This is a genomic window from Haloarcula sp. H-hyl6 (assembly GCF_056934455.1).
In genome coordinates, this window is record NZ_JBRIIK010000001.1 from 1,279,635 (window position 1) to 1,295,155 (window position 15,521).

The 15,521-nt window shown below is 67.5% G+C and carries 18 protein-coding genes and 2 tRNA genes; 14 read left to right on the top strand and 6 right to left on the bottom strand.

All coding sequences use genetic code 11. The annotated features are described in order from the left end of the window. Nucleotides 1-97: 97 nt before the first annotated feature. Genes Hhyl6_RS06725 through Hhyl6_RS06735 form a run of 3 tightly spaced genes read left to right on the top strand, consistent with a single transcriptional unit; the run spans nt 98 to nt 3,026 of the window. Nucleotides 98-1,525, top strand: coding sequence for a single-stranded DNA binding protein (locus tag Hhyl6_RS06725; RefSeq protein ID WP_483738442.1), 1,428 nt, complete (start codon nt 98-100; stop codon nt 1,523-1,525). Nucleotides 1,526-1,580: 55 nt separating this feature from the next. Beyond that, nucleotides 1,581-2,018 (top strand): histone, encoded by a 438-nt coding sequence (locus Hhyl6_RS06730; RefSeq protein WP_483738443.1) that lies wholly within the window; start codon nt 1,581-1,583, stop codon nt 2,016-2,018. Beyond that, a complete protein-coding gene (locus Hhyl6_RS06735; protein ID WP_483738444.1) occupies nt 2,019-3,026 on the top strand; it encodes a histone deacetylase family protein in 1,008 nt (335 codons plus the stop codon). On the opposite strand, the gene cca is transcribed toward Hhyl6_RS06735, so the two are convergent. Beyond that, complete coding sequence (cca, locus tag Hhyl6_RS06740) at nt 3,005-4,408, bottom strand: CCA tRNA nucleotidyltransferase (RefSeq protein WP_483738445.1); 1,404 nt, start codon at nt 4,406-4,408, stop codon at nt 3,005-3,007. The two genes, Hhyl6_RS06735 and cca, sit on opposite strands and share 22 nt — an antisense overlap. Before the next feature lie 96 nt (nt 4,409-4,504). Here cca and Hhyl6_RS06745 point away from each other — a divergent pair. The 3 genes from Hhyl6_RS06745 to Hhyl6_RS06755 all read left to right on the top strand — a co-directional run bounded on the left by Hhyl6_RS06745 (nt 4,505) and on the right by Hhyl6_RS06755 (nt 5,130). Beyond that, nucleotides 4,505-4,577, top strand: a tRNA-Asn gene (locus tag Hhyl6_RS06745). A gap of 131 nt (nt 4,578-4,708) precedes the next feature. Then, a tRNA-Ile gene (locus Hhyl6_RS06750) sits at nt 4,709-4,783 on the top strand. Nucleotides 4,784-4,950: 167 nt separating this feature from the next. After that, entirely contained in the window at nt 4,951-5,130 is a 180-nt protein-coding gene (locus Hhyl6_RS06755; protein ID WP_483738446.1) for an HVO_0416 family zinc finger protein, read from the top strand. 209 nt (nt 5,131-5,339) lie between these two features. Here the strand turns inward: Hhyl6_RS06755 and Hhyl6_RS06760 are convergent, their stop codons facing one another. Then, complete coding sequence (locus Hhyl6_RS06760; protein WP_483738447.1) at nt 5,340-5,837, bottom strand: PadR family transcriptional regulator; 498 nt, start codon at nt 5,835-5,837, stop codon at nt 5,340-5,342. A gap of 133 nt (nt 5,838-5,970) precedes the next feature. Between Hhyl6_RS06760 and Hhyl6_RS06765 the strand changes: the two genes are divergently transcribed. The 3 genes from Hhyl6_RS06765 to Hhyl6_RS06775 all read left to right on the top strand — a co-directional run bounded on the left by Hhyl6_RS06765 (nt 5,971) and on the right by Hhyl6_RS06775 (nt 8,576). After that, a complete protein-coding gene (locus Hhyl6_RS06765; RefSeq protein WP_483738448.1) occupies nt 5,971-6,321 on the top strand; it encodes an ArsR/SmtB family transcription factor in 351 nt (116 codons plus the stop codon). Nucleotides 6,322-6,347: 26 nt separating this feature from the next. Next, nucleotides 6,348-6,647, top strand: coding sequence for a DUF7521 family protein (locus Hhyl6_RS06770; RefSeq protein ID WP_483738449.1), 300 nt, complete (start codon nt 6,348-6,350; stop codon nt 6,645-6,647). 87 nt (nt 6,648-6,734) lie between these two features. Then, the gene (locus Hhyl6_RS06775; protein WP_483738450.1) at nt 6,735-8,576 is read left to right on the top strand and encodes a UvrD-helicase domain-containing protein; all 1,842 of its coding nucleotides are present in this window, start codon (nt 6,735-6,737) and stop codon (nt 8,574-8,576) included. A gap of 1 nt (nt 8,577) precedes the next feature. On the opposite strand, the gene Hhyl6_RS06780 is transcribed toward Hhyl6_RS06775, so the two are convergent. Continuing rightward, the gene (locus tag Hhyl6_RS06780) at nt 8,578-9,693 is read right to left on the bottom strand and encodes an RNA ligase (protein WP_483738451.1); all 1,116 of its coding nucleotides are present in this window, start codon (nt 9,691-9,693) and stop codon (nt 8,578-8,580) included. An 87-nt stretch (nt 9,694-9,780) separates the two neighbouring features. Between Hhyl6_RS06780 and Hhyl6_RS06785 the strand changes: the two genes are divergently transcribed. Beyond that, nucleotides 9,781-10,455, top strand: coding sequence for an RNA ligase partner protein (locus Hhyl6_RS06785; protein WP_483738452.1), 675 nt, complete (start codon nt 9,781-9,783; stop codon nt 10,453-10,455). On the opposite strand, the gene Hhyl6_RS06790 is transcribed toward Hhyl6_RS06785, so the two are convergent. After that, complete coding sequence (locus tag Hhyl6_RS06790; RefSeq protein ID WP_483738453.1) at nt 10,452-10,700, bottom strand: DUF7533 family protein; 249 nt, start codon at nt 10,698-10,700, stop codon at nt 10,452-10,454. The two genes, Hhyl6_RS06785 and Hhyl6_RS06790, sit on opposite strands and share 4 nt — an antisense overlap. 87 nt (nt 10,701-10,787) lie before the next feature. Here Hhyl6_RS06790 and Hhyl6_RS06795 point away from each other — a divergent pair, with 87 nt between their 5' ends. Beyond that, on the top strand, nt 10,788-11,279 hold the full coding sequence (locus Hhyl6_RS06795; protein WP_483738454.1) for a metallophosphoesterase: 492 nt from the start codon (nt 10,788-10,790) through the stop codon (nt 11,277-11,279). A 15-nt stretch (nt 11,280-11,294) separates the two neighbouring features. Here the strand turns inward: Hhyl6_RS06795 and Hhyl6_RS06800 are convergent, their stop codons facing one another. Then, nucleotides 11,295-12,359, bottom strand: a complete 1,065-nt coding sequence (locus Hhyl6_RS06800) for a type II glyceraldehyde-3-phosphate dehydrogenase (RefSeq protein ID WP_483738455.1) — start codon at nt 12,357-12,359, stop codon at nt 11,295-11,297. Nucleotides 12,360-12,529: 170 nt separating this feature from the next. On the opposite strand from Hhyl6_RS06800, the gene Hhyl6_RS06805 reads away from it, so the two are divergent. The 3 genes from Hhyl6_RS06805 to Hhyl6_RS06815 all read left to right on the top strand — a co-directional run bounded on the left by Hhyl6_RS06805 (nt 12,530) and on the right by Hhyl6_RS06815 (nt 14,973). Then, entirely contained in the window at nt 12,530-13,486 is a 957-nt protein-coding gene (locus tag Hhyl6_RS06805; RefSeq protein ID WP_483738456.1) for an aminopeptidase, read from the top strand. Nucleotides 13,487-13,691: 205 nt separating this feature from the next. Then, nucleotides 13,692-14,345: an HVO_0476 family zinc finger protein gene (locus tag Hhyl6_RS06810; RefSeq protein WP_483738457.1), complete on the top strand. Its 654-nt coding sequence runs from the start codon at nt 13,692-13,694 to the stop codon at nt 14,343-14,345. A 1-nt stretch (nt 14,346) separates the two neighbouring features. Continuing rightward, entirely contained in the window at nt 14,347-14,973 is a 627-nt protein-coding gene (locus Hhyl6_RS06815) for a protein-L-isoaspartate(D-aspartate) O-methyltransferase (protein WP_483738458.1), read from the top strand. On the opposite strand, the gene Hhyl6_RS06820 is transcribed toward Hhyl6_RS06815, so the two are convergent. Further along, nucleotides 14,974-15,474, bottom strand: a complete 501-nt coding sequence (locus Hhyl6_RS06820; protein WP_483738459.1) for a hypothetical protein — start codon at nt 15,472-15,474, stop codon at nt 14,974-14,976. Nucleotides 15,475-15,521: the final 47 nt, after the last annotated feature.

The following is a 15,521-nucleotide window of genomic DNA, read 5'->3' on the forward strand; positions in this document are numbered from 1 at the left end:
GTCGACCATGCGTCCACCGGAGACGAAACCGCCCGACGGCAACGGCCCGCTCGACCAACGACAACGCTTAAGCGCGGGCCATCCCTGCGTCCCATAGATGGGTGCGATAGAGGACATTTACGCGGACCTCGAGACAGACGTCTCCGAAGAGGAGTTCCGCGAGGCCGTCGAAGAGAAGGTCGAACAGATGGGGGGCCTCGCGGACGAGGAGACGGCCGCGATGTTGCTCGCCCACGAACTCAACGAGGGCGAAGTCGAGACCATCGCGGACGTCGAACCCGGGATGGACGAGGTGAAGTTCCTCGCGAAGGTGATGGCCATCGGCGACCTGAAGACGTTCGAGCGGGACGGCGAGGACGAGGACGGCCGCGTCATCAACGTCGAGGCCGCAGACGAGACGGCCACCATCCGACTCGCCTTCTGGGACCAGCAGGCCGCCGACATCGACGACGGCGCGCTGGACGTCGGGGACGTGCTTCGGGTGAAGGGCCGACCGAAGGAGGGGTACAACGGGCTGGAAGTGTCCGTCGACAAGGCCGAACCCGACGAGGACGCCACCATCGACGTCGAACCCGGCGACGGGTCGAGCGTCGAGTCGCTGACGATGGGCCAATCCGACGTGACCCTGCGCGGACTCGTCCTCGATACAGACAGCGTCCGCACCTTCGACCGGGACGACGGGAGCGAGGGCAGAGTGTCGAACCTCACGCTGGGCGACGAGACCGGCCGTGTACGGGTGACGATGTGGGACGACCGCGCCGACCGCGCCGAGGAACTGGCCCCGGGTACCGCCGTCGAGGTGGTCGACGGCTACGTCCGCGAGCGCGACGGGGCGCTGGAACTGCACGTCGGCGACGAGGGGGCCATCGACGAGATAGACGAGGCCGTCGACTTCGAACCCGACGCCGACCCCATCGAGCGCGTCGAAATCGGCGACACGGTGGACATCGCCGGCGTCGTCCGCTCGGCCGACCCCAAACGCACCTTCGACCGGGACGACGGGAGCGAGGGGCAGGTCCGCAACGTCCGGATTCAGGACGCTACCGGGGACATCCGGGTGGCGCTGTGGGGCGACAAGGCCGACAAGGAAATCGCGCCGGGCGACGAGGTGCTGGCCGCCGACGTGGAGATACAGGACGGCTGGCAGGACGACAAGGAGGCCTCGGCCAACTGGGCCTCGACGGTCGTCGTGCTGGACGACGGCGCGAACGTCGGGAGCGCCCCCGCCCCCTCGGGCGACGACGAACACGCCGGCCTCTCCTCGTTCGCCGGCGACGACGGGGGAGCGGACGCGTCGAGCGGGTCGGCCGGCAGTGCCAGCAGTGCCGGCGACAGCGGCGGCGCACAGGCCGCCGAACAGGTCGAGTTCACCGGCACCGTCGTCCAGACCGGCGACCCGGTCGTACTGGACGACGGCGAGGAGACGATGAGCGTCGAGACGAGCGAGCGCGTCCAACTGGGACAGGAGATTACGGTGCGGGGCGCGCTGACCGACGGTCGCCTCGACGCCGACGACGTGTTCTGAGCGGGGGAGCGCCGCTACGGAAACTCTTAAGGCCGCAACACTCCCGCTTGTGGGTATGAGCGTCGAGCTACCGTTCGCGCCGGTGGACGCCGTCATCCGGCGGAACGCGGACGGGTTGCGGGTCAGCGCCGACGCGGCAGAGGAACTGGCACGTCGGATTCAACGGCGAGGAGCGTCGCTGGCGGTCACCGCCGCCGAGGAGGCCACCGCGGACGGCCGGAAGACGCTGATGCCGTCGGACTTCGGCGTCGAACACGTCCCGGACAAGGACGCACTGGAACTGCCGGTGGCACCCGTCGACCGCATCGCGCGGTTGGACATCGCCGACGACTACCGCGTCGCGATGGACGCTCGGGTCGCCCTCGCCAGCCTCCTCGAAGCGTTCGCCGACGACGTGGCTGCCGCCGCCGCGACGCTGGCCCGTCACGCCGACCGACGAACAGTCAAGGCGGCAGACGTAGAGACCTACTTCGAACTCGCCCAGTACTACTGAATGAACTTCGGCTACCGCGAGGTCTGTCTGGACCACGACACCGGCCCGCGCCACCCAGAGAGTCCCGACCGACTCCGGGCGGTCAGACGCGCGCTGAAGGAACGCCACGGCGTGGAGTACGTCGCCGCCAGCGACGTCGACATGGAGTTGGTCCACGGCGTCCACGACGCCGACTACGTCGAGGAGTTCCGCGAGTTCTGCGCTGACGGCGGCGGGAACTGGGACGCGGACACCGTCGCCGTCGAGGCGACGTGGGACGCCGCGGTAGCCTCCGCTGGACTGGCCGTCTGGGCCGCCGAAGCCGCGATGGACGGCGTCTCTGCGCGCGACACGCCCTTCGCACTCGGGCGGCCGCCGGGCCACCACGCCGTCTACGACGACGCGATGGGGTTCTGTTTCATCAACAACGCCGCCGTCGCCGCACAGGCCGCCCTCGACGGGGCCGCCGAGCGAGTCGCCATCTTCGACTGGGACGTCCACCACGGCAACGGCACGCAGGACATCTTCTACGACCGCGAGGAGGTGTTCTACGCCTCTATCCACGAGGACGGCCTCTACCCCGGCACCGGCGCCATCGACGAGACAGGTGAGGGCGACGCCGAGGGGACGAACCTCAACGTCAAGTACCAACCCGGCGCGGACACCGCCGACTACCTCGCCGCCGTCGACGAGGCCATCGCGCCCGCCGTCGCCGACTACGACCCCGACCTGGTGCTCGTCAGCGCCGGCTTCGACGCCCACGAGCACGACCCCATCTCGCGGATGCGCGTGACGACGGAGGGGTACGGCGCGATGACCCAGCGGGTGCGGGAACTCACCGACGACTGCGACGCCGGACTGGGCTTCGTCCTCGAAGGCGGCTACGGCCTCGACACCCTCTCGGACTCGGTGACGACGGTCCACGAGGTGTTCGACGGCTACGACCCGATAGAACCGGACGACGACGTGAGCGAGGAGGCCAGAGACGTCTTAGACCGCGTCGCCGCTCAGGGCTTCGGGTCGAAGTAGCCGGCCAGTTCGACGCCGAACGCGTCGGCCAGTTCCGCGACGTCCTCGCCGACCAGCACCTCGTGACCCGCTTCGAGCGCCGACTCGACGTGGGGCCCGAGTCGAACGTCGAACAGTGCGTCGCTCCGGAGGAACGCCTCGGCCGTCCGCACGTCTCGCGGTCGCTCCACCACGTACCGTTCGCCGTCGACGAAGGGGCCCGCCACCTCGGAGTTCTCGGCGTACGCCTCGTAGAACCCCGCCGCGTGTTCGCGGACGTGGACCGGCGGCCCGTCGTGGCGTTCGATTGCCGGGCGCTCGGCGACGGCGAGTTCCGCCAGTAGGACGGCCTCCGCGTCGGTCTCCGAGTCACCGGTCTCCGAACCGCCCACCTCCGTCCCGCCCGTGGCGAACGCCGCCGACCGGAGGACATCGAACCCCCGTCGGTCGAGTTCGTCCGTCACCCCCCCGAGCGACTTCCGGAGTTGCGGCCAGAGTTGGTCCTCGACCACGTCCGGCGCGTCGAACCGCAGCGCCACCGGCGTCGTTCCCCGACGCTCGACGGCCGCCCCGACGGCGTCGGCGTCGTACGGGTCCGGTGTGTCGGCCTCGAAGAGCCCCGTTCTGGGGTCGGCCAGTAGCTCCCGCGCGTAGTGCTGGAACCGAGCCACGTTCGTCGCCGAGCAGACGGCTGCGACGTTGCGCTCGGGGTCCGTGGGGTCGACCACGACGAGCGGGTCGTCGAACGAGACGGTCCCGTGGTCCTCGGGGTCGAAGGTGACCGGCGGGTGCCAGTCGGCGGCCGCCTCCACCAACGCGCGGAACCCCCCGTACTCCAGCACCAGTAGCTCGGTCAGGTAGCCCGAGAACCCCCGCGTCCGGAGGTCGCTCCCGTAGGCACCGATACCCTTCAGGAACTGCTTGGTGACTCTAATCTCCCCCGCGAGGGCGTCGGTCAGCCGCGAGTCGAGGTAGCGGGTGTGGAACGGCGTCCTGTCGACGGCCGACTGGATGGCCGTCGCGTCCTCGACGGCGTAACACGGCACGAGGTCCACGTCGTACCCGTCGCACTCCCCGACCACGTAGGGGTGTTCGGCGTACTCCTCGCGGCCGTCCGGGAGGACGACGTGGCCGACTTCCAACCCGTACGCCTCCAACGTCTCACGGTCGAGGTCCGGCGGGAACGCCACGAACACGTCCACGTCGCGGTCCCCCGCGGTCCACGTCCCTCTGGCCGTCGAGCCGACCTGTATCACCTCCGCCGAGACGGGGAGGTCGGCGACGGCGCTCCGCGCCCGCTCCATCACCGTCTCGGCGGCCCGCTGTAACCGCTCGCGTTCCTCGCCGTCGGGCGAGACCCGGTCGCGGACCCGCTCGACGACGGCGTCGAACTCGTCGCTCATGCCCGGCGGTACTCACAGAGTGCGTGAAAGCGTGTCGATGGCGGTCGGAAACGAAAGCCCTATTTAACAACTCCGTCAATCGATGCATGCGAGCAAGCCGCCGTAGCTCAGTTGGTAGAGCACCTGGTTGTTACCCAGGTTGTCCCAGGTTCGAGCCCTGGCGGTGGCGTCATTCTTCCGACGACGACCCACGAGGAGCGTCGACTGCGTCGGACGAGCGGTCCGCGGACGCCGCCGACGGCGAACCGACCGACGTAGACCCGACAGGCTAAAGACGGGCAACCGAGAAACGACCCACGAGGGCCCTTAGCTTAGTCTGGTTAAAGCGATCGGCTCATAACCGATTGAGCGCTGGTTCAAATCCGGCAGGGCCCATCCAACTTCTGCTCGGTTTCTGACCGGAACGGACCCGAGCGCGGTCGGAGAACGACCAGCGGCGCGTCCCGCCCGGTGCACGTGCACTGGTGACACAGTCCGTGTCGAGTGGCAACGTTTCTCGGTATCGGTAGGCCTAAATACTGGTGTGCTATACCATAACATGTATGGCGACCGCACCGAGTGGAGACGACATGTTCGACGAATTCCTCTCCCAGCGAGGCCACGACGTCGAGGAGACGGGCTGGGAGGAGAACTACAACAAGAAGCAGTGTCCGGACTGCGGCGGCCTTCACGAGTCGGCCGCGAACGAGTGCTCGGTGTGTGGCTGGACACCGGTAAACTGAACGGCGGTCGACGCTCCGTTTTTTCGGCGTTCTCGGTCGGCGAGCGGGAGCTATCGCGAGACGCTCGTCTGGTGGTTCGGGGTCGGAGACGAGAATCGTCCGACGGACGACGGGGGTCAGTCGTCGCCCGCCGGAGTCCGTCGTCGCGGCGCGGAGCCGACGGGGGTCAGTCGTCGGCCCCGCGGCCGCGATGGAGAGGACGGCGGCGATTACAGCGCGTCCAGTGACGCGTGCAGGAACATCCCCACGAGGAGATGTCTGTACGCCGCCTGCTCGATACGCGACTCCGCTGCGGCGGTGTCGGTAATCGAGTACTGTTTGGTCTGCACCAACTCGTGCACCGTGAGCGTGTCGTCGGCTTCGAGGTCGTGCAGACGCGGGTACACCGTCCCCGGACTCAACTGGGCGTCGAACAGACGCGACAGTCCCTCCATGAGCCCGGTCCCGTGTGTCTCGTCGTCAGACAACGCGATCAGCGCGAGCAGAATCTCGTCCAGGCTCTGAGTAACGAGACCGTCGTCGACGGCGAGGTCGCCCTCGGCGACGTCGTCGATGACCGAAGTCAACAGCGACTCCGGAATGTCGTCGCGACTGGCGGTGTCGTTCGCTCGTGGGTCGTCGAGCCCTCCGAGGGGGGTCAGTCGCTCGTCGGGTCGTTCACCCATCGCCTTGCCCGTCGCCACGCGACGGAGGTTGTCTCCGGACATCATCTCACCTGGACGCGATCCGCAGTAGGGCGTAGTGACGGAACGGCCATATAAACCCACCAGCGTTTTCCGAGCGTGAAACAACCCTCGGGTCTCGAAAACGCTTATATGACCTGATGAGAACTCATTCACAGTGGCAGAGGACCAGAGCATCGAGGAGATTCTCGACACAATCGGTGACCAGCACGCGCGGCGGGTGCTGGCGGCGATCAGCCGCGAGCCACACTCGGCCAAGGAGTTGGCGGAGGAGTGTGACCTCTCGCTACCGACGGTGTATCGACGCATCGAACTGCTTGACGAGTACGACCTCGTCACGGACCACACGCTCGTCGCCGAGGACGGGAACCACTACAAGGTGTACGAGTCCAACTTCGAGTCGACGGTCATCTCCCTGGAGGACGAGGAGTACAAGGTGCGCATCTATCGCGAGGAGAACCTCCCCGACCGATTCAGCCAGTTGTGGGACGAACTGAACCCCGAGTGACCGCATGACGGGAGAGACCTGAGACGATGGCCGACGGCGTCGCAATCGCGCGCGGAGCCCTCGTGTTGATGCGGATGGTCGTGTTCGGCCTGACCCTCGGTATCACCCTCATCAGTTTTCAGGCGTACCGGAAACGACCCTCCGAGCGTCTGCAGTACGCGTTCGTCGGGTTCGCGTTCATCAGCATGGGCGTCGCCGTCTCCAGCGTCATCACGCAGTTGAGCGCCGGCGAGGTGGGTGCCCTCGTACGGGTGTTCTTCCAGATGGCCGAGACCATCCCGTTCATCATCGGGTTCGCCATGTTGTACGTCTCGCTGTACCGATAGTCGGCGGTCGCGACCCGCAGCACCGGGTCGCGGCCCTACCTCTCCAAAGCACGTCGTTTATTGGTCCGGGGGGCTAGTATGTGTGCAATGACTGATTCGACCACCGAGGTAGTCCGCCTGTTCGGTGGGCCGGGAAGCGGGAAGACGACGGCGCTGCTCGACCGCGTCGAGGAACTGCTGGAAGACGACGACGTCGACTTCCGGGACGTACTGGTGGTCTCGTACACGCGGGCCGCGGCCGCGGAGATACGGGAACGGCTCGCCGAACGATTGGACCTGACGCCACGGGCCCTTCGCGGCAACGTCTGTACGATGCACGCGAAGGCGTACGAACTGCTCAACCTCTCGCGGGGGGACGTCGTCGGCGAGGACGACAAGGAGGAGTTCTGCGAGCAGTTCGGCATCGAGTACGAGGACGAGTACGAAGGGTCGCGGCGTCGCTCGGCCCGGTCGACGACGCTCGGCAACAAGATTATCGCCACCAGCCAGTGGCTCCAGCGGACCCGCCGCGACGTGGCCGACTGGTACGACGTCCCGTTCAAGTGGGACGACGAGGAGGTCCGCCTCCCGCCCGAAATCGACGACAACGCCCAGACCGGCAACAAGTACACGCCGACGTGGCCCACCGACGACGACCGGGTGGACGTGCCCAGCGCCATCCGCGGGTGGCGCACCTACAAGGGCGACAACGACCTGACCGGGTTCGCCGACATGCTCGAACGCGTCGCCCAGCGCTCCCTGCTCCCGAACGTCGACTACCTCATCATCGACGAGTTTCAGGACATCACGACCCTGCAGTACGACGTCTACGAGGAGTGGAAGCCCCACATGAAGCGGGTCCTCATCGCCGGCGACGACGACCAGGTCGTCTACGCGTGGCAGGGGGCCGACCCGGACCTCCTGCTCGAAGAGGACGTCACGCAGGACGAGATTCTCCCCAACTCCTACCGTCTCCCCTCGCGCATCCTCAACGTCGTCAACCGCGAGGTGCGCCACATCGAGAAACGACAGGAGAAAGACCTCAACCCGCGCAAGGAGGGCGGCCGCGTCGAGGCGGTCCAGAACCCCTCGATGTACGACCTGGCGCGCAACGTCACCGGCACCGTCGACCAGTCCGACGAGACGGTGATGGTGCTGTTCCGGGCGCGCTACCAGATGTTCCAGTTCATCGACGAGTTCATCGGCGACGGCATCCCCTTCTCCTGTCTGACCGACCAGCGGATGTGGACCGACCGCCTCAGCCAGTACGTCAGGGCCGTCGAGGCCGTCGAGAACGAGGAGACGCTCTCTGTGCTCGAGGCCCGTAGACTGGCCGACATGCTCGTCGACTCCGCCTTCGGGACCGGCGAGCGCGACGACTTCTTCGACGCCCTCGAAGACATCGAGGAGGCGAACGAGGCCGACGACATCGCCGAGATAGAGATAGAACCGGACGTCGTCACCGACCACGTCCCGTTCGTCCCCGACCCGGCCTCGGCCGCGGACATGCTCCGGAAGGTGACCAACTTTCAGGAACGCACCGTCGGCGCCTACTTCAAGGGCGACTACCGGGGGATGGACCCCGACCGCGTCCGTCTGGGTACCATCCACTCCGCGAAGGGTCGTGAGGCCGACCACGTGTTCGTCGCGACGGACCTCACGGAGAAGGTGGTCGAGCAGATGGCCGCGACGGTCGACCAGAAGGGCATCGAGGTGCCGTCCGTCGAGGAGTTCACCAAGCACACGAGTCCGGTGCCGACCCTGACCGACAACGAGCGCCGCGTCTTCTACGTCGGGATGTCCCGTGCCCGCGAGCGACTCGTCCTGATGGAGAACCTCGTCGACGGCGCGCCCACCCTCCCCATCGACGTGTTGCTGGAGAACGAACCGAGCGAGCGCTCCATCGACGAACTGCTAGACGAGGCCGGCGAGGCCATCGTCGCCGACTGAGTCACTCGTCTATCGTCCCGCCCGAGAGGAAGTACGCCGTCTTGTCGCGGGTCGACCGTGCGACCTTCGTGAAGGTGACCACCCGCTCGCCGTCCTCGATTTCGTCGCGTTCGACCGCCAGTTCCAGTCCCTTGTCCCGGAAGTACGACAGCAACGCCTCGACAACCTCGGGGTCGGCCCTGACCGTGTGCGTGTCTCCGACGGGGTCGTCGGCCTCGACGGCCCGCACCGTCTCGACGGCCGGGAGCAGGACCGACTCGCCCAGTTTCCGGGCGCGCTCTCGGACACGTTCGGGCGACTCCTCGAACTCGACGGCTTGGAACGCCTCGCGCATGACGCGGGTGAAGATGAAGTCCCTGCCGTAGTCGAACGGGAGCGCGAAGGCGTGTTCGAGGTCGGCGCGGTGGATGGCGCTGGTGGTGTACTTCAGCGCGCGCCGGCCGTCGACGGACTTGAGGACGACCCCCTCCCGGCCGCGGGCGTCGAGGTCGCGGATGGCCTCTCTCGCCGTCGAGACGGCCGCCGCGGGCGAGAACGTCCCGTAGTGGTGGACCGGGTCGAGGTCGTAGGCGACGCAACACTCGCGGCGACGGTCGACCGGCATCGGGTCGCCCGTCTCGCGGTGGCGGATACCGAAGACGTAGAACGCCGCCCCGTCGACTTCGGGGTAGTCGTGTTCGGTGTAGGGGTTCTCCGGGCCGACGAGTTCGCCACAGAGCACGTACTCCGGATAGTCCTCGAAGAAGCCGTCGGCGTCGAGCGTCGCCTCCACCTTCCCGGTGGTGTACGGACAGACGAACCCGCTCCGGGTGAACGCCAGCAAGTCCCCGTCGACGCGGGCGACCCGGACGTTGTAGCCGTTGAGTTTCTCCTCGACGGCGACCGGGCCGTCGAACGTGGCGTGGACGGCCGGTTCGAGGACGAGTGCCCGGGGCATCGAGGGATACCCGCGGACGACGACGTCGTCGACGACGGCGGTCCCGCGTTCGACGCCGTGGCGCGCGTCCGAGAGGTAGCGGTACGCTCGGCCGCGGAACCACGCCCGGTCGAAGTGTTCCAGCAAGTCGTCGGGGTCGGTGTCGCCGAGGTCGAACACCGACGACCAGTCCCGAACCATGCATGGTACTTTTTCACACAGCGACTAAACCTATCGGGGCCACCGAACCGTCAGCAGACATTAGTGCACAGGCGTCCAACCGCCGGTATGGCCGACCGCCCGCTCAAACAACGGTTCGTGCTGGACACCTCGCTGTTTCTCACGACGGAGATACGCGGCCCGGACCAAGACGTCGAGGCGGCGTGTCGGGACCTGCTGGAACTCATCGCGGCGGCGAAGCAGATACACAACATCTCCTGTTACATGCCGCCCTCCATCAAGACGGAGTTGACGGGGATGCTGGAGAACCGCGACGTCGGCGACGACGTGTTGACGAAACTGGACACGTGGGTCATCACGAAGGCGCCGGCCCACCACGAGGTGATGATTCCGGCGGACCTCGTCTACAAGTTCATCGACGAGATGTCAGACCGGGTCGACCGCGGCCTGCGCGTCTCCGAGAAGGCCGTCCGGAAGGCCGAGGAGTCCCGCGCCGAGACCGTCGAGGAACACGACCACATGACCGAGGTGGACAAGGTCATCTCGGACCTGCGCGACGAGTACCGCGATACGCTCCGACAGGGAGTGCTCGACTCCCGCGAGGACTTCGACCTCCTGATGCTGGCGAAGGAACTGGAGGCGGGCGTCGTCACGGAGGACCAGGGCATCATCAACTGGGCGGAGGACTTCGGCCTCCGCTATCTGAAGGGGCGGAGTTTCCCCTCGCTCCTGACGGAGTATCTGGCGGCCGACGACCCCGACCGCTGGCGCTCGGAGCGCTAGTCTTCCTCGGTCGGGTCCTCGGTCTTGACGACGGCCCCGACCGTCTTCTCCGCGACCATCCCCGGAACGTCCGTCGGCGTCGTGAGGTACTGCTCTATCGCGACCATCCCGACGGCGACACCGAGGTAGACGGCGCCGGCGACCACCTCGCCGCGAACCAGATGCTCGACGCCGAACAGGCCGACGGGAATCGCCAAGACGACGACGGCCATCAGCCCCAGCGTATCGAGGATGCCCTGTGCCATCGACCGGTGTTCGGTCCTGCGGGACAAAAGCCTCGCGGGACGGGGCCGAGGGGTACGCTCTTGTGACCGCCGGTCGAACGCCGGCACATGCAGGTGGGCATCGTCTCCGATACGCACGACAACGCGGGACTGGTCGAGGAGAGCGTCGAGACGTTCGCCGAGGCGGGCGTCGAGACGGTGGTTCACTGCGGTGACTTCGTCGCCCCGTTCTCGGCGACCCCGTTCGACGGCGACTGGGAGTTCTACGCCGTTCGCGGGAACAACGACGGCGAGTGGGCGCTCGAATCGACCGTCGCCGAGTTCGGCACCTACCTCGGGGAGATGGGCGAACTCACACTCGACGGCGCCGAGTTCGCGGTGTACCACGGCACCAGCGGGGCCGTCGTCGACGCCCTCGTCGAGTGCGGTACCTACGACTACGTCTGTCACGGGCACACGCATCAGGCCGGAAGCGAGGAGTACGGGGGGACAGTCCGCATCAACCCCGGCGGTATCGCCATCCCGCCGGCACCGGACCCGTTCTCGGTGGCGACGCTCGATACTGAGAGCGGCGACCTGACGTTCCACGAACTGGGCTGACCGGCGACCGGTCAGTCAGTCGTCGGCGGTGCTTCGGGCGACGCTCCCCTCGTGTTCGACGAGGCCGCGACCAACGCCGAGGGCGGCGTCGGTGCGTTCGATGCTCTGCCGGGCGCTGGCGGTCCGCTCCGAGAGCGCACGGACCGCGTCGATGTTCTCGGGGACCACGTCGGCCTCCTGGTGGATGGCTTGGAACAGGTAGAGGTCGTTGTCCTCGACGGTGACCGACTCCGCCCAGATGCAGTTCTCCCAGACGTCGCCGCGCGGACGGCCGGCGTCGCGGGTGTACTCTTTGAGTTTCCCGGCGCCGTCGATGCCGAGCGTCTCCGGGATGAGGAACAGGCGCGACTCCCGGCCCAGCAGGTCGCGGACCTCCTCGGCCGAGGGCGTGGATTCCAGCGAGACGTTGACGCTGTGGGTGTGCATCTGGGTCGTCGGTACCTTCATGCCCATCGTGTCGATGTCGAGGTCCGGGAACACCGTCTGCACGTCGGGGCCGTGGTGAGAGGGAATCTCGACGGGGTCCGGCAGTGTGTCGTTGATGGGACCGCGCGATGTCTGTCCGGGGTCACCGCCCCGGCGGACGAGTGTGACCCGGGCCTTCTCGATACCGTAGCTCTCCTCTAGGGGCGCGAACAGGCGTGAGAGGCCGGTGGTGTTGCAGGAGACCACGCGGGCGGTGTCGGCACCCACGGCGGCGTCGTAGTTGGCACGAGCGTTGAAACTCACGTCAGCCACGTCGGCGTCCTCGCCACCTTGGAAGATGGCCGGCGTGTCGTGGTCCTCGTAGAGAGAGGCGTTACTCGCGCCCACGCCACCGGGCGTCGTGTCGACGACGACGTCGCTGGCTTCGACCAAGTCGTGGACCGTCCCGGCGGTGGTGAGGCCCGCGGCGTCGAACGGGACCCTACCGTCTTCGCCGGCGGCGTAGAGGTCGTATCCGCGGTCGTGTGCGATAGTTGCCTCAAAGTTCGGGGAGCGTTTGGAGACGCCCGCCACCGTCATATCCGGCTGGACACGGACCGCGTCAGCGACCCGTTTGCCGATGGTGCCAAAGCCGTTGATGCCCACGTGGAGCATGGACGACCGTTCTCTTGGAGCGGGCATATTCTTTGCGGTTAATAGTGATAGAAATTAACTCGGATAGTTGTACTATCGAGGGCTGTTACCGCCCCACACGGGCCGGATTCGACCGGCGTTCGGCCGGGGTTTCCACCAAGAGTTAATCCGTGTGGGGCCGACGCGACGGTATGGACAACTCCTCGCTTCGCGCGCCAGCGGAGACGGCCGTCAGGCAGTGCATGAACCTCCAGCCCGACGAATCGTGTGCCGTCGTCACCGACGACGAACGCAAGGCCATCGGGGAGGCGCTGTACCGCGTCGCCGCGGAGATTACCGACGACACGGTCTTCGTCCGGTACCCGCCGGGGGCCCAACACGGCGAGGAACCGCCCGCACCGGTCGCGGCGGCGATGCGGAGCGCCGACGTGGTGCTGGCGCCGACGACCAAGAGCCTGAGCCACACCGAGGCCCGGAGCGAGGCCAACGCCGCCGGCGCCCGCGTCGCCACGCTCCCCGGCATCAGCGAGGGCGTGTTCCTGATGGGGTTAGACGCCGACTACGAGGCCATCCGACGGCACTGCGAGGACGTCCTCGCACAGGTCGAGGACGCCGACGAGATTCGCGTCACGTCGCCGCAGGGAACCGACATCACGTTCGGCGTCGGGTCCCGGGAGTGGAACCTCGACACCGGCATCGTCCACGAACCCGGCGAGATGTCGAACCTCCCCGCCGGCGAGGTGTTCCTCGCGCCCGAGACGGCCGACGGCACCTTCGTCGTCGATGGGACCATGCGTCCCTACGGCAAACTCGACGGGCGGGAACTCCGCTTCGAGGTCGAAGACGGCTACGTCACCGACATCGAGGACGCGGCGATTCGCGAACAGGTCGAGGCGGCTGCCGAGGAGGCCGGTCGAGACGCCTACAACCTCGCGGAACTGGGCATCGGCACCAACGTCGCCGTGACGGAACTGGTCGGGTCGGTCCTGCTGGACGAGAAGGCCGGTGGGACGGTCCACATCGCCGTCGGCGACGACCACGCCATCGGCGGGGACACCCACGCCCCCATCCATCTGGACGGCATCCTGACGGAACCCACAGTGCTCGCGGATGGGGAGGTCGTAGACCTCCCACAGTCCGAGCGGTGAAGGCGAAGCGGCGAGCGTAGTGAGTCGCCTCGAATGTGAACGGGGAGCGTAGCGACCCGTGGACGGAGTGAGCCGCGAGGACGGCACGGAAGTGGAACTGCCCCGGAGCGAGTGAGCACTCGGCCGGCCGACCGTCCGTGCGACGGAGAACCACGACGAGAGCCGTGGCGACGACCATTTAGGCCCGGGCCGTCAAGACGGGCGTATGACCGAAGCGACACCCGGAGAGCGCGTCGCGCTCCCCTGTCCGGCCTGTTCGCCGGACTTAGAGACCGTCCACGAGGTGCTCAAACCCGGTGGCCACGTCACCGTCCGCTGTACCGACTGCGACCACGTCCACAAGGAACAGTTGCCAGAGGAGACGACCCTCCAGCGAGACGTCATCGTCTCGCAGGACGGCGAGTCGTTCACCGCACAGGTAGACGTGCCCGAGGACGCCGACCTCGCCGTCGGCGAGGAGTTCCTGCTGGAGACCGCGGAGGCGGTTCTCACGGTCCGCATCACGAGTCTGGAGACCGACGAGGGCCGCGAAGAGGAAGCCTCGGTCGAAGCCGTCGAGACCATCTGGTCCCGCGCGGTCGGGAACGTCGCGGTCAACGTCACGATGCACCCGAAGGACGGGCGACACGACGAGACCGAGAGCTTCAAACTACAGGTTCCGGGCGACTACGAGTTCGTCGTCGGCGAGACCGAGGAGTTCGGCGACGAGGAGTTCACGGTCGAGGGCATCCACGTCCGCGACGACGCCCACGGCTACGACCACGAGAAGATGGACTTCGACGGCGACAGCGCCGTGGCGAAAGACATCAACCGGTTGTACGTTCGCGACGAGTCCACGACGGCGTGGTCGGCCTGGTAGGATGCCCGACTGGGACCGCGCCCGGGCCGCGCTGGTCGACCGCCTCCGCGAGGAGCGAGTCGACGACGAGCGCGTTCTCGAGGCCCTGCACGCGGTTCCGCGACACCGGTTCGTCCCCGAAGACTACCGGTCCGACGCCTACCGCGACCGGCCGCTCCCAATCGGACAGGACCAGACCATCTCCGCGCCGCACATGGTCGCCATCATGTCCGAACTACTCGCTCTCCGGCGGGACGACCGCGTCCTCGAAGTCGGGACCGGATGCGGCTATCACGCCGCGGTCACCGCCGAACTCGTCGGCGCGGACAACGTCTACAGCGTCGAGTACCACGAGGAACTGGCAGAGCAGGCGCGCGAGACACTCGCCGAGACGGGGTACGGCGACGTGTCCGTCCGGGCGGGGGACGGGAAACGAGGGTGGACCGGTAACGCCCCCTACGACGCGGCGTACCTGACCTGCGCGGCCTCGGAGTTCCCGAGCGGCCTCGTCGAACAGGTCCGGCCCGGCGGTCTGTTGCTGGCCCCCATCGGCACCCACAGACAGACGCTGGTCCGCGCACGCCGACGGCCCGACGGGTCCCTGGCCCGCGAAGACCACGGTGCGGTGCGGTTCGTGCCGTTGCAGTAGTCACAGACCCCGAGAGCGGAGTCGTCGGCCGCCGAGTTCGAGTCCCCCGACGACAGCCAACCCCACGACGAGGAGCGGTCCGAACAACAGCGTGTAGAGACCGAGCGGGTCCGTCTCGCGGCGGACGAGCAGGAAGGAGAAGACGACGAGGTTCGTCAGGAGTGCCAGTCCGACTAGCGGCACGACGAGGCCGTACCGCCGGTAGGCGTACAGCGGGACCGCGGCCTGCTCTCCGAGGACGACGAGAGCACCGAGGACCAGCAGGGCCGTCGACAGCGGTGCTGTCGCCATGCCGCTCGGCAGGGCATCGGTCAGCAGACGGGCACCGAGCCAACAGGCGACACAGACGACGGCGTACGCGAGGCCGCCGCCGACCGCGAGACGGGCGGGACGGATGCGTGTGGCCACGAGAGGGAGGGCGAGGACGGCGACGCTGGCGAGGAGGGCGACCACCCGCGTCAGCAGGTCGCTGCCGAGCGCGGGGTCTGCGAGTCCCGGCATGCGGACCGCTACGACGCCGCAGGCAGTCAGTCTTGTGTCACCGCCGG